The sequence below is a fragment of the Streptomyces sp. NPDC048389 genome, from assembly GCF_040706335.1.
GTDB lineage: Bacteria > Actinomycetota > Actinomycetes > Streptomycetales > Streptomycetaceae > Streptomyces.
Genome location: NZ_JBEZKP010000089.1, coordinates 1 through 12949, shown reverse-complemented (window position 1 = coordinate 12949; position 12949 = coordinate 1). Strand labels below are relative to the sequence as shown.

At 69.7% G+C, this 12949-nt stretch carries 9 protein-coding genes and 4 pseudogenes; 7 read left to right on the top strand and 6 right to left on the bottom strand.

Features of this window, described 5'->3' with window-relative positions; genetic code table 11:
* Positions 1–97: 97 nt before the first annotated feature.
* Positions 98–269 (bottom strand): annotated as a pseudogene (locus tag AB0903_RS33120) (IS481 family transposase); the annotation flags it as partial.
* 69 nt (positions 270–338) lie between these two features.
* Here AB0903_RS33120 and AB0903_RS33115 point away from each other — a divergent pair.
* Positions 339–1691 (top strand): PASTA domain-containing protein, encoded by a 1353-nt coding sequence (locus tag AB0903_RS33115; RefSeq protein ID WP_366708455.1) that lies wholly within the window; start codon positions 339–341, stop codon positions 1689–1691.
* A gap of 316 nt (positions 1692–2007) precedes the next feature.
* Here AB0903_RS33115 and AB0903_RS33110 read toward each other — a convergent pair whose 3' ends face one another.
* Entirely contained in the window at positions 2008–2346 is a 339-nt protein-coding gene (locus tag AB0903_RS33110) for a septum formation family protein (RefSeq protein ID WP_366708454.1), read from the bottom strand.
* Positions 2347–2757: 411 nt separating this feature from the next.
* On the opposite strand from AB0903_RS33110, the gene AB0903_RS33105 reads away from it, so the two are divergent.
* The gene (locus AB0903_RS33105) at positions 2758–4617 is read left to right on the top strand and encodes a rhamnogalacturonan lyase (protein WP_366708453.1); all 1860 of its coding nucleotides are present in this window, start codon (positions 2758–2760) and stop codon (positions 4615–4617) included.
* A gap of 83 nt (positions 4618–4700) precedes the next feature.
* Here AB0903_RS33105 and AB0903_RS33100 read toward each other — a convergent pair whose 3' ends face one another.
* Complete coding sequence (locus AB0903_RS33100; RefSeq protein WP_366708452.1) at positions 4701–5516, bottom strand: N-formylglutamate amidohydrolase; 816 nt, start codon at positions 5514–5516, stop codon at positions 4701–4703.
* Positions 5517–5979: 463 nt separating this feature from the next.
* Between AB0903_RS33100 and AB0903_RS33095 the strand changes: the two genes are divergently transcribed.
* Both AB0903_RS33095 and AB0903_RS33090 read left to right on the top strand, forming a co-directional pair.
* Positions 5980–6423: a hypothetical protein gene (locus tag AB0903_RS33095; RefSeq protein ID WP_366708451.1), complete on the top strand. Its 444-nt coding sequence runs from the start codon at positions 5980–5982 to the stop codon at positions 6421–6423.
* 198 nt (positions 6424–6621) lie between these two features.
* A complete protein-coding gene (locus AB0903_RS33090) occupies positions 6622–6942 on the top strand; it encodes a hypothetical protein (RefSeq protein WP_366708450.1) in 321 nt (106 codons plus the stop codon).
* A 225-nt stretch (positions 6943–7167) separates the two neighbouring features.
* On the opposite strand, the gene AB0903_RS33085 is transcribed toward AB0903_RS33090, so the two are convergent.
* Together AB0903_RS33085 and AB0903_RS33080 are read right to left on the bottom strand one after the other, a co-directional pair.
* Positions 7168–9117, bottom strand: coding sequence for a DUF262 domain-containing protein (locus tag AB0903_RS33085; protein WP_366708449.1), 1950 nt, complete (start codon positions 9115–9117; stop codon positions 7168–7170).
* A gap of 112 nt (positions 9118–9229) precedes the next feature.
* Positions 9230–10237: pseudogene (locus AB0903_RS33080) on the bottom strand (3'-5' exonuclease); the annotation flags it as partial.
* A gap of 227 nt (positions 10238–10464) precedes the next feature.
* On the opposite strand from AB0903_RS33080, the pseudogene AB0903_RS33075 reads away from it, so the two are divergent.
* Together AB0903_RS33075 and AB0903_RS33070 are read left to right on the top strand one after the other, a co-directional pair.
* Positions 10465–10797: pseudogene (locus tag AB0903_RS33075) on the top strand (metalloregulator ArsR/SmtB family transcription factor); the annotation flags it as partial.
* Positions 10798–11019: 222 nt separating this feature from the next.
* Positions 11020–11955: an alpha/beta hydrolase gene (locus tag AB0903_RS33070; RefSeq protein WP_366708448.1), complete on the top strand. Its 936-nt coding sequence runs from the start codon at positions 11020–11022 to the stop codon at positions 11953–11955.
* Here the strand turns inward: AB0903_RS33070 and AB0903_RS33065 are convergent.
* Positions 11924–12346, bottom strand: a pseudogene (locus tag AB0903_RS33065) (trypsin-like serine protease); the annotation flags it as partial. The gene AB0903_RS33070 and the pseudogene AB0903_RS33065 overlap by 32 nt on opposite strands.
* On the opposite strand from AB0903_RS33065, the gene AB0903_RS33060 reads away from it, so the two are divergent.
* Complete coding sequence (locus tag AB0903_RS33060) at positions 12347–12706, top strand: hypothetical protein (protein WP_366708447.1); 360 nt, start codon at positions 12347–12349, stop codon at positions 12704–12706.
* Positions 12707–12949 lie beyond the last annotated feature (243 nt).

The window sequence follows — 12949 nt, the reverse complement described above, 5'->3', positions numbered from 1 at the left end:
TCTTGCCGGGAGTCATACGCCCCCGACCAGCACGAGCACCCCGAAGCCCATGCACACCAGCCCCGTGACCTGCAACTTCACGATGCACACAACTCGCTGGAGAGCGGCCGAGCTTCTTGGCGTCGATATGGACCAGTTCGACGGGGCGGGCGCGCTCGTAGCGGCGTATGGGCTTGCCGGTGGCACGGTGGCACGGTGGCACGGTCGCAGGAGGCCAGGGCGGGCAGGTGATGACGGGCCAGGTTCCGGTGGGTGGTGGTGGCCGCGATGCGGGCACAAACCGGTGACGAAGCGGCATCGGGGACCGATCTTGGAGCATCAGTCGCTAATATCCCCGCATGTCCGATAGTGCCGCGCAGCGCAGACTGCGAAACGACCCCCGCACCGCCGCGGCCGCTGCCGGTGAGTCCCTTTCCAACGCGCAAGCGCAGCTGCTGCTGGAGGTGCTCGGGCCCGACGAGGTGGCGCAGGCCGTCTACCGAAACGCCTGGGGCTATGCCGTGCTCACCGGCAACGGCCTCATCCTGCTCCGAAATCTCTTCACGCCGAAGGCGACCCGTGTGCCGGATCCCTTGCTGATCCTGCGTCGCGCCTACGGCATGTTCCACGCCGTCGACATCCTCGTCGACGGCGCACCGCACAAGCTCCACGGCTCCAAAGTCGACCCCGGGGGAGAACTACTCCAGGCCAGAGGTGAACTCCTGTCTCCCGATTCCCCCTTGCGCCCCGGTCGAGGGAGGCGAACCTCCACTTGGGTGCGCCGCCACCCGGTCCTGGTGTCCACGGGCGCGGCCGTGCTGTTCTTCGCCGGCCTGGGTACGGGCTCCGGAGAGGACGAGAGCGTTGCGCAGATTCGCGCGGAGTCGGCTGTGGCCGTCGCCGATTTCAGCGGGACTGCGCTCTCCGCAGCCGTCGCGGAGACAAGCGCGCACCCGTGGCTGAGGGTGTCGGCAGCCGACGCTTCCTCCGCCCACCGGCCGCTGAAGACGAAGGAGCAGGGCTGGCACGTCTGCTTCCAGAGTCCCTCCCACGACGAGAGGGTCCGCCCATCAGCGACGGCACTGACGCTGTACGCCGTCCCGGAGCGGGAAGAGTGCCCGACGCGTCTGCACGGTGCGCGCCGGGTCATGATGCCGGACCTCGTTGGCGAACGACTCGAAGAGGCATCGCGCACCCTGGCCGAACTCGGTCTCGATCGCACCTTCCTTTTCCACGCGCACACGGGCAAGCGCCTGGATGAATCCTCACGGGATCTGTCCGACTGGACGGTGTGCCGGCAGCAGCCGGCGGCTGACACCGAGGTTTCGGACAGCACGCAGGTCGATCAGTGGCTGATCGGTCCCGGCGATCCCTGTACCGAACCCAGCCCGAGGCCCAAGCCGAAGCCCAAGCCCAAACCGAAGCCGCGTCCCGAGCCGTCCCACGTGACCACCTCAGGAGGCGGCAGCACCGGGGGCACCACTGGCGGCAGTAGCAGTGGTGCCAGTACGAGTGGTGGCTCCTCCAGCAGCGGTTCGACCTCCGGCGGTTCCTCCAGTACCTCGGGAGGCAGCACCGGAGGCCAGTCCGGCATTCAGTTCGGGCAGTTCTGCTCGCCCGAGGGCGCCATCGCGACGACTTTCGACGGACGGCCCGCGAAGTGCTTCATGGGCAAGGACGGCAAGGCTCGGTGGGGCTACAACTCCGGATGACTCCATGGCGGCTCAGCCGGGAGCCCCAACGCCCGGCCGAGCGGTCAGGAGGCAAAGGCCCGAAGCACGTTGGCGAAGGTGGTCAGCTCGTCAAGGAATCCATGCGGCAGCGGCTTCTCGTCGAAGCGGGCGACCCGGTGAGGATGTCCTTCGCTCGCTGCAGGGGACCGATGAACTGCTCCCCGGGCGCACGTTCGGCCACTTCCGGGCTCCGGGTTGAGGTCTGCGCCCTCGGCCATCGACTGCTTCGTCTGCTCGCCGTGGAGCAGCTTCAGGTAGTCGCGGAACCTGAGGCATGCTCACGACGCCGGCCGGCTCAAGAAGTGCGCACGTAGCAGGTGTAGTCGCCGGTCAGCGAGGTCTCCGTCCTGCCCGCCCCGTGGGAGACGCCCACCGAAGACGACCCGTGGATCATGTACTTGCCCGGGCTGCGGCTGCCGCGCACCCACCCTGCGGGCGCGTCGGCGCAGGCCGCGTCGCACAGCTCCGACGCGTACTTCCGTCCGTCCTCGATCTCCTTCTGGCCGGGGAACGTCCGGTCCACCGAGACCTGGGCGAACACCCGGATGTCGTGTGGTGTCGCGCAGTCGACGGGGCGTACGACGGCCGGGCCGGTCATCCCCGTGTCGAGGGCGGCGCACCGGCCGCCCTTCAAGGTGCCGAGCGGACCAGCACCCTCGCGGCGTCCTCGACGCCCTTGGCCGGCTTCTCGTGCTGCAGCGGTTTTCCGAAGGCGCTGAGCCGGTATGACGCATGCAGGCCCGTGACACCGGGGAACCGGGCGGACCTGCCCTGCCCCGTCCGCGGGTTCGAATCCCGCCGGTTCCGCAGCCGACGGGGCGCGCGCCGCGCCTGACGTGCCCGCTCCGTACTCCAGTTGCGCCCGGCCCGCTCCCGGCTCGCCGGGGTGGACCCGTCGTGGCGGCAGCGGCAACCTTTCCTCGCCCGGCGACGACTGGCGGAGAAGCAAGGGCACCCGAACATGGCACCCGAACATCGCTTCCTCACCCCCCCAGGAGTGCACGTGCGAAAAGGACAAGGCGGGCGCCGCAGGCGCTTGAGCCGTATGCCCGGGCTCGTAGGACTCGCCGCATCCGTAGTGGTCGGATGCCTGACGGCCGGCAGCGTCGCGGTGGCGGCGAACGGTACCGGTGGGAGCGCGGCGCCGTTCGCGCCCCGTCCCGCGGCCGCGCTCGACGCCGCCGCCGCGAGCGCCGCCGTTCAGGCCGAGAAGGACCTGAACCGCGGGCTGGTCAGTGTCCACGACGGCGCCGACAACCTCGTCAGCTGGCGGCTGCTGGCCACCGACCCGGCCGACGTCGCGTTCAATGTCTATCGCGGCAGCACCAAGGTCAACGCGGCGCCGATCACCGGCTCGACCAACTTCAGGCACCACAACGCGCCCGCCCACGCCGACTACCGGGTGAAGGCGGTCGTGGGCGGGCAGGAGCAGGGATTCTCCGAGCACGCCGTCCAGTTCCGCGGCGGCTATCTGGACGTGCCCGTCTCACGACCGCCGGGCGGCTCCGGCTTCACTTACGCAGCCAACGACGCCTCCGTCGGTGACCTCGACGGCGACGGCGACCTCGACATCGTCCTGAAGTGGGATCCCTCCAACTCCAAGGACAACTCGCAGTCGGGCGCCACCGGAAACACCGTCGTCGACGGCTACACGCTCCAGGGCGACCGCCTGTGGCGCATCGACCTCGGCCGCAACATCCGCTCCGGTGCGCACTACACGCAGTTCCAGGTCTTCGACTACGACGGTGACGGCAGGGCCGAGGTGGCGATGAAGACGGCCGACGGCACCCGGGACGGCAGAGGCACGGTGATCGGCGACCCCGGAGCCGACCACCGTAACGGCGAAGGCAGGATCCTGAGCGGCCCCGAGTACCTCACGATGTTCAGCGGTTCCACCGGCGCCGCGCTGTCCACCGTGGACTACGTGCCGGCGCGCGGCAACGTCTGCAACTGGGGGGACTGCTACGGCAACCGGGTCGACCGGTTCCTGGCCGGCACCGCCTATCTGAACGGCAGCACCCCGTCCCTCGTCATGGCCCGCGGCTACTACACCCGCACCGTCATCGCCGCATGGGACTTCAGGAACGGACAGCTCACCCGCCGGTGGACCTTCGACACCGACAGCTCGACCAACGTCGGCAAGGGGTACGACGGACAGGGCAGCCACAGCCTCTCGATCGGCGACGTGGACGGCGACGGCCGGGACGAGATCGTCTACGGTGCGATGGCCGTCGACGACAACGGCCACGGACTGTGGACCACCCGCACCGGCCACGGCGACGCGCAGCACCTTGCGGACCTCGACCCCGGTGACCCGGGCCTCGAGTACTTCAAGGTGTCGGAGTCGAGCAGCCGGCCCTCCTCGCTCTACATCGATCCGGCCAACGGCAGCGTCCGCTGGAGGACCGGGTCCGGCGGCGACAACGGCCGCGGCGTCGCCGGTGACATCTGGGCCGGCAACGCCGGTGCGGAGATGTGGTCGGCAGCCGACGCGTCCATCCGCGACACGAACGGCGCCGTCCGGGGCCGCAAGCCGTCGTCCGCGAACTTCCTCGCCTGGTGGGACGGGGACACGACCCGCGAACTGCTGGACGGCACTCGCATCGACAAGTACGGCCCCGGTGGCGACACCCGGCTGCTGACCGGCTCCGACGTGCACTCCAACAACGGCACCAAGGCCACCCCGTCGCTGTCGGGCGACATCCTCGGAGACTGGCGCGAGGAGGTCATCTGGCCGAGGAGTGACGACAACGCCCTGCGGATCTACTCCACGCCCATCGAGACGGAACGGCGGTTCGTGACGCTGCTGCAGGACCGGATGTACCGCACGGGCCTGGCCTGGCAGAACACCGCGTACAACCAGCCGCCGCACCCGAGCTTCTTCCTCGGCGGCGGTGCCCGCTGACCTGAGCACGGCTGCTGCCCACGGTTCCACGTGCGGTCGCGGGGCGACCGTGGGCAGGGGGCGGCGGTGACAGCCGGGGCCCGTCAGACGCCGGTGACCGCCTCGGTGCCTACGGCGTCGACCAGTGCGGCCAGCGCCTTCGCCAGCGCGCCGAGGCCGGGGCCCGCGGCGCCGCCGGGCTCGGTCATGTAGACGTCCCGGCGTATCTCGATCATCAGCGCACTGACGCGCCGGTCCGCGCCGTAGTGCTTCAACGGCACGTACGCGCCCGCGAACGGGCTGTCCAGGCCCGTCCCGCCGAAGCCCGCGAACGCCTGCCGCGCGGCGGTCATCAACTGCGGCGGAGTGTGAAAGGAGTCCGTGCCCAGGCAGATCGGCGGCCGTGGGCCGTCGCCGTGCAGCTCGTACGGAAGCCGCTCGGTCGGATACGAGTGCACGTCGATGACGACGGCATGCCCCACGGCCTCGAGACGCTCGTCCACGGCCGCGGTCATCGCCGCCGCGTAGGGGTGGAAGTACCGGTCGATCAGCGGCCCGCCGTCGAAGCCGGCGGCTCGCAGGTCCTCGCGGTGGGTCGTCCGCGTGTACACCGCGCCCATGCCGACGGTGAGCATCTCCTCCCGCTCGTCGGGGAAGCGCTCCGGGTCGACCACCAGCCGGGACAGCCGGTTGACGAACCGCCAGGGCGTCACGGCCGCGGACGCCGCGGCCTCCGTGGCGATCTCGGCCGTGTGCGCGTCGGTGATGTGGTCCAACTCCAGCTCGAGCGCGGCGTCGTCGAGCACGATGCCGCCGCGGACGTCGGCGGGGACGGCGCGCGAGGAGTGCGGGACATGGAGGACGACGGGGGAGCCTGGGGCACCGGGAAGGAGCCGGAAGGATGCCGAAGTGTCGGTCACGTGTGACTCCTTGCTACGTCTGGCTGCGTCTGGAACGAGCCGGCAGGCACGCCTCCCCGCCGGCGGTCGGCCCGCACCGTGCGGTGCGAATGCCCCGGACAAGACTCTAACGGGAGGGACCGACAGCCGATCCGGACCGGCTCTTCGGATCACGGCACGTTCATGATTCTGGATGGAAATCAAGTACGTGTCTCTTGACGGTCGCTGAGGGAGAGTCCCAGGTTTCGATGAAAGCGCTTACTCCCAGTCCTGCCCGGTGCGGTCCGCAAGTCCCGCCGGACGCTTCGTGTGCTCGAACCAGCCGTTTCGTGTGCTCGATCCAGCCGCATTGTCACGCCCGGACCGCTCGCACGTCAGCCCCGCGTAGTTGCTCGACCCTCATGTACCGGCCCTCCGGGGCCGGCCGAGCCGACCCACCTGGAGACGAACGATGCAATCATGGGGTAGCGACGGGGGATGCGGTATGTCGTTCGAGGAGGAGTGGGCCTGCCTGAAAGCGGACGCGTTGGCACGCCGGTCCGCTGCCACGCGACTCAATCAGGTGGCGGACCCGGGTGGCGGCCCGCAGACCATGCCCGGCGGGGGCCTCGAGCGCCAACACCGCCTCCATCAACGGCAGTGCGAACTGCTCGTCGAGATCGCCGGGTTCCTGCACGAAGGAAGACCCGACGGCGACATCAGCACCATGGCGAGGGAACCCAGGGCGCACAGCGAGGTCGCCGCGCAGGTGAATCGCTTCAGCAGCTTCGCGAACGACCAGTTCCTGGACGCCGTAGCACTCTTTGCGGCGCTCTCCACGAAGCTGAGGGCAGCCGGTGGCGACTTCGTGCAGGTGGACGACGACAAGGCCGCTCGTTTCCTCGAGGTGATACTCAAGGGCGACTACATCGCACCGGAGGCACGGTGAGCGGAACCAGCTGTCGCAAGGACGTCGAGTTCCTGGAGGAGTGCAACCCGGCTCTTGTCGAGCGCAATGCCGACGAGTACAAGCGCCTGCGGGACATGCTCGTGGAGGTCGACACCCCGGCCGAGCGGGCAGAGAAGAAGACGCACCGGGGGACCGGCTCGTGGACAATCTCGACAACGCACGGGAAGCGCTGCGCTGATGAACGACCGGAAACAGCGGTCGACCACCGCCGAGGACCAGGGATGCCTTCGGTGGGTGCTCGGTGTGCCGCTGGTGATCCTGTACCTCATCTCGGGGTGGTTCTGCTGGACCGCGCTCACCATCCGGCCCTCGGGGCCGTGGGACGACGACGCCCGCGCCGGAATCGTCCTGTCCTGCGTGATGGCCATCGCCGCCGCAGGGGTCGCCCTGCTGATCATCCTCATGCCGTCGGCGCGGCGTGCGTTGAGCCGCTGGTGGCTCGCACCGCCACTGGTCCTGTCCCTGGTGGCGGCCGTGCGGTGGGCCGTGACGGGCTGAGGTCCTGAGCGCGTCGGCCGCCCGAGGTTCGTCGGCCGTGCGGATGAACGGGGGGTGATGTCCCCTCCGACCGATACGGGTGCGTCGCCCAGCCCTTGCGGGACACCTCCGCCATCCCGGCCGGGCCCTCGTCGGCACTTCCATGGGCGGACCCGGCTCGGTTCCTTGGTGCGAGTGAGCCGTGTCCGACGCCGTGGCCCCCTGCCGCCCAACCCATCCGCGGCTCTACCCGACGGACACCTGCTCGCTGCGCAGATGACCGATGTGGCGCCGCAGGGCGTCCGTGCTGTGGAAGACGCGGTAGTCACCCGCCTCCAGAGCCGTCTGCTCCTCCGCCGTGGTGTCGGGTGCGAGCACGACGGGGGCGCCAACCTCCTCCTGGAGTCCTTGGGGCCAGTAGGCGGCGGCAATCGTGATGGCAGCTCCCGACCGCGGATCACTCACCTCGCTGTCCAGGTCGGGTGCGGCGAGACCCGCGTCCGCGATCTCGGAAAGGAGTTCCCGAAGCCCCGGGATCTCCTCGTCCTCGGTGTCGGCCACGGTGACGGCTCGCTGCGAGGGAATCAACTCGGACGTCGTCGCGAGCTCGACCGGGGACGGGCCGTCATGGAGGGCCTTCAGGAAGGAGTCGGCAGCGGAGGCCAGGAGCTCACGGCGCGCCGCCAGGAACTCCGGATAGCGCTCCACCCGCCACAGCTCCCGGTCCATCGGGATCCACTGGGTGGCGAGCGCCCCCGGCACACGGGCCTCGACCTCCTCGAGGTACTCGGCCGGCTTCTTGGCGCCGATCCGCAGGTTGGTGTCCTGGGTGAGGAAACAGAAGTTCGCGACGGCGTTGACCTCGGCCCGACTGCAACCGTGCTCGTAGAGCCGGGCCTTGGGGAAGATGTGATGCACCTGCAGCGAGCTGAGCTTTCCGAGCATGCCGTCCTTCAAGGGCACTCCGCTGACGAAGTCCTGGGCCCCGTACACCCGCGTGAGCAGGTACAGCAGGGGGTAGAAGCGCGATCCCATGCTGGAGCCGATGAAGTCGTCGGGACGGATCCCGAGGTGACCGCCCCGCCAGCGGCGCAGGACCTCGATCAGCTGGTCGACACCGCCGTCGTCCAGGGCCTGCAGATCCTGGTTGAGGGCGGTCTCCGTGGCACCCGTGTGGCGGCCCCACAGGAAGCTGTGCACATACCAGTGGAAGAGCCGGTCGCGCGTCATCGCGTCCGGGAAGCGGCCCCCGTGGTGGTGGAGCAACCGGCTCATGACGGGAAAGGCGGCGCGTCCGTTGAGAACCCGGCCGTGGTCAAGGCCCAGACGCCCGCCGAGGGCGTTGAGCAGGTACGAGACGGAGTCGATCGTCCCGCTCAGACCCTCCTTGAAGTCGGCGACGTCGACGTCCGCCAGCTTGGAGAACTGCGCCTCTCCGGTGAGGACGGCGTTGACGTTGCGCAGCAGCCAGTCGAGTTTGAACTCGAAGCCCGCGTCGGACCAGCTGTTCAACGCCTGGTTCATCGTGGGGCGCGCCGCCGGCCATGCGGCGCAGATGGCGGCAAGCGCCAGGTCGCCCTTGGAGAGCTTTGTGCCCCCGGAGTTGACCCGGTTGAAGATCTCCACGACCACGTCGATCGTCTTGTCCTCGCCGGTGACCTCTTCGATGTGGACCGTGCGGTCCTTGATCTGGGTGATGCGGTTGAGCCGCTCGATGTAGACGGCCTGCAGTTCCGCGTCGCCTTCTGCCAGCCTGGTGACGGTGAGCAGATGACTGCCGAGCCCGCCCTGGCAGAGGGCCGTCACATCGACCCAGACCGGGTTGTCCTTCATCTTCGCCGGAGCGTAGAACTCGAAGGCTTCGGTCTGCAGGTTGAAGTGCAGCCCGGAGAGGGTGGACGTGTTGCCCTCGAAGAAGCGGGGCGGCCGGCCGCGGGTGACGCCGTACAGGGTCGTCACCCGCTGCTGGCCGTCCAGCAGGAGGTGGATGCTGCCGTCCTTGCCCGAGACACCGCCGCGGGTCTCGGCCGACTCGGCCTTGGTGCTCCACGTCAGGAAGCCACCGATCGGGTAACCGCGGTACAGCGACTGGAAGAAGCCGCGGACCTGGTCACGGGTCCACACGTACCCGCGCTGGAACTCCGGAAGGGCGATGTCGCCCGCATCCACCTTGTCGAGAACCTGTGAGATGCGCATGTTGCCGCCTGACTGTCGGGGCCCGGCGGACTCTCCCCCCACCAGGACTGTCCTGTTCGCTGCGATCCGGCAGTCTGCCGGTCATGCCGGTCTTGCGGCAAATTGCGGGTGCTCAGCCCAAGGCGCCCGCCTCGGTGAGGAAGGAACTCGGCTGTCCGGTCCACGACACGTGCAGACTGTCCCGCGCCCGCGTGCACGCCACGAACAGCAGGCACCGCTCCGACATCATGTCCGTCTCGTGCTGGAGCCGGTCGGCCTCGGCCGGGGGACGGCCTTGGCGAACGGCAGTGCACCCTCGTTGACGCCGGCGACGGCCACGCACCGGAACTCGAGCCCCTTGAACGAGTGCATCGTCCCCACTCGAACGCTCTCCGCCGCGTCGGACGTCCGACTTCAACAGCGCGGTCGCGATACCCGCTTTCTTCAGCCGTGCCACCGCCTTCGCGCACGTCCTGTTGAAGCGTGCCGCGACACCGATCTCCCCGGCCGCGACTCCTGCCTCCGTCCAGGCCCGCACCTGCTCCACGAGCGCGTCCAGCTTTGTTTCCTCGGACGCCGCCCCGTACACGGTAGGGCCGCTGCCGTGCAGGGCGGACCGGTAGCCGAGCAGTGTCTCGTGGCGGTCCCCGTCCTCCAGCTGGGCGATCGGACGGCCGACGAGCAGCGCGGTCGACCAGCGCAGGATCTCCTGCGTACTGCGGTAGTTCTTGCGCAGCTTCACCGAGCGGCCGGTCACCTTGATGCCCAGCGACTTCCTGGACACCTTCGAGTCGTAGATCCGCTGGTGCGGGTCGCCGGCGACGAACAGGTCGTCAGGGCGCTGCGGAACGGCGGCCCTCAGCAGCCGCCACTGCGCCGGATGCAGGTCCTGGGCCTCGTCCACCACGATGTGCCGGTACATCGGCCCGTTCGCCTCCAGCAGCCGCGCCGCCTCCGCGCACGTCTGCAGCCAGGTACGGGACTGGTCCTCGTCCGGGTCCGCCAGGAACCGCTCGACCGTCCGCCACACCAGCGGGCGCTGCCCGGCGGCGAGCCGGCTGCCGCGCCCGCGCCGGTCGGCCGCCTCGTACGCGGCCAGGCTCGTGACGTCCTGGGCCAGGATGACGTGCCGGTACTCCTGTCGAGCCTGGCCGACGCACGGCGGCGCTGCGCTTGGGGCCCTCGTCGTCGGCGTCGGGACCGGCAGCAGCGGCGCCGGTGAGGCGGAGGCGGGAACGGATGCCGGGTCCGGCGCGGCGGCGCCGAGGAGCGCCGCAACGGTCACCGAGGCCGCGCAGGCGGCGCCCGCGCCGACCGTGACCGAGACGGTCACCGCGAAGCCGAAGCCACCCAGGAAGGCCGAGACGCCTGGCGTGGCGACCTCGTTCGCCGGCGAGGGCGAGTATCCGGTCGGTGCGGACATCCCCGACGCGTCGGCAACTGCTCGACCTGCTTGCCGAACAGCGGGAGGTCACCGCGAGGAAGCTTGCCGAACGGCTCCCCGTGTCCCGGCAGGCGGTCGTCAAGCACCTCGCCGTCCTGGACGCCGCCGGGCTGGTCTCCGGCAGCCGGGTCGGACGTGAGGTGCTGTACGCGGTGCGGCCCGCGGCGCTGAACGTGACGGCACGCTGGATGGACGCACTCGCGACCGAGTGGGACCGGCGGCTGGCGGACATCAAACGTGTCGCCGAGGCGGCGGAACGGGCGGCGGGCGGCCACGAGGGGTCGCAGGGCCAGGGCCAGGGCCAGTTCTCCCGGCCGGGCCGAGTCATGGCCCCGCCCAGGTCCGGGTCGTGCCCCGGAGCAAGTCCGGACTCGCGAGTGCGGCTCGTGGCCCGGCTGCAGAGCCGTGAGTGCGAGCGATGAGTTCCGACGGGGCCGCAGGTCTGTACTCGTGACCGCGAAGACCTGAGGAGATGTCCCATGGCCGAGATCGAGACCCGCACGCTGGACGTCGCCGGCGCCACGCTCCAGTACGACATCCGGCGCGAAGCCAAGAACGACACCCGGAGCGACACCACGAGCGGCCCGACCGGCGGCGGGGCCGGTCAGCCCGTCCTGTTCCTGGTCGGCTCGCCGATGGACGCCGCCGGGTTCGCCACGCTGGCCGCGCATTTCACGGACCGTAGCGTCGTCACCTGCGATCCGCGGGGAACCGGGCGCAGCGTCCGTACGGACGCTGCGCCGGAAGTCGGTCCCGAGGAGCATGCCGACGATCTGCGGCGCGTGATCGAGGCGCTCGGGGAAGGCCCGGTGGACATGTTCGCCAGCAGTGGTGGCGCGGTCAACGCGCTCGCCCTGGTGCCGCTCCACCCGGAGCTGCTGCGGACACTCGTCGTGCACGAGCCGCCGACGGCACAGGTCCTGCCGGACCGCGAGGCGGCGCTGGCGGCCTGTGAGGACATCCACGCGACGTACCTCCGTGACGGGATGGGACCGGCGATGGCGAAGTTCATCGCCCTGTCCAGCCGGCAGGGACCTCTGCCCGACAACCGGGCTGACGACCCGGCCCCCGACCCCGCCGCCTTCGGGCTGCCGACCGAGGACGACGGCTCCCGCGACGACCCGCTGCTGGGCCAGAACATGCGCGGCTGCACCGGCTACCTGCCGGACTTCGACGCTCTGCGTGCCGCCTCCACACGCATCGTCGTGGCGGCGGGCAAGGAGTCCGAGGGTGAACTCGCCGCCCGCGCCGCGGCGGAGGTCGCCGCCCGGCTCGGTGTCGAGCTGACCGTCTTTCCGAGCCATCACGGGGGTTTCCTGGGTCCTTCTCCCGGAACACCGGCCCTCCGGCATCCCCCTTGCACACGGGCGTGTCGTCGAGGAGCACCTCAGCGTCCTGCACCTGAGTGGCGGTGAAAGAGGCGACGTGGGTGGTGTCGGGCACCCAGATGTCCTTGGTGCGGCCGAAGCCCACACCCTTCAGTGCCTCTCCCACAACCGGGGCCGAAGACGTCGGACGCAATGGCCGGATGCCGTACACGGGCGCGGAGAGCTTCGCCAGGACCAGATCCCTGTCCTGATGGGGCACCAGGTCAACTATCTGCCGCTCCTCACCCGCGGTCGCCATGAGGTCGGTGCGGTCGATGACGGCGGTCGACTTCACCTTCGGCGCCCCGGCGGGCAGTGTGGTCGGCTGCGACAGGTCCTCGGCGAAACAGCTCGAGGCCGTGATCACCCACTGGTTGTTCAACCCTGGGTATTCAGCGGAACAGGCCAATCTGACTGATCGACAGCGAAGGGCTACCACGTGGCCGAGTTGACCGACCTGAACCGCCGGGACGGCTGGATCGAAGGACTGCGGCTGATCGTCCGCCGGGTCAAGCCGTCCGGCCGGTACCTGAAGGACCTGACCGCGTTCGAGGAGAAGACCGGCTTCACATACTCGATCGTCGCGACGAACATCTCCAAGATGACCCGCATCCGCGGCTCGCACCAGATCCAGTGGCTGGACGCCCTGCACCGCCATCACGCCGTCGTCGAGGACCACGTCCGGACGAACAAGGCGATGGGTCTGCACAGCCTTCCCTCGAAGTCCTGGCAGGTCAGCGTGGCGCGGATGCTCACCTGCAACCTCGCCGCCGATCTGCACGCCGGCTGCGGCCGCTGACCCTGCACGGCGTCGACGACCTCGCCGACGCCGAACACCGGCACCATGCGCTTGCGCCGCCTCTACCACCTGCCCGCCCGGCTGGCCGAGCACGCCCGCCGCCGGTGGCTACGGATCCAGCACTCCTGGCCCTGGGCCGCAGCGTTCACCACCTCCTAATGACGTTGTCAACTCGCAGAAGCAGCGGAGAGTCCATGGTCGTAGCACCGTCCGTCACGGATCAGGGCCCACAGGACGTTGACT

Coding starts and splice junctions, on each gene's coding strand:
- AB0903_RS33115 (WP_366708455.1), top strand. CDS start 339: ATGTCCGATAGTGCCGCGCAGCGCAGACTGCGAAACGACCCCCGCACC.
- AB0903_RS33105 (WP_366708453.1), top strand. CDS start 2,758: ATGCCCGGGCTCGTAGGACTCGCCGCATCCGTAGTGGTCGGATGCCTG.
- AB0903_RS33095 (WP_366708451.1), top strand. CDS start 5,980: ATGTCGTTCGAGGAGGAGTGGGCCTGCCTGAAAGCGGACGCGTTGGCA.
- AB0903_RS33090 (WP_366708450.1), top strand. CDS start 6,622: ATGAACGACCGGAAACAGCGGTCGACCACCGCCGAGGACCAGGGATGC.
- AB0903_RS33085 (WP_366708449.1), bottom strand. CDS start 9,117: ATGCGCATCTCACAGGTTCTCGACAAGGTGGATGCGGGCGACATCGCC.
- AB0903_RS33070 (WP_366708448.1), top strand. CDS start 11,020: ATGGCCGAGATCGAGACCCGCACGCTGGACGTCGCCGGCGCCACGCTC.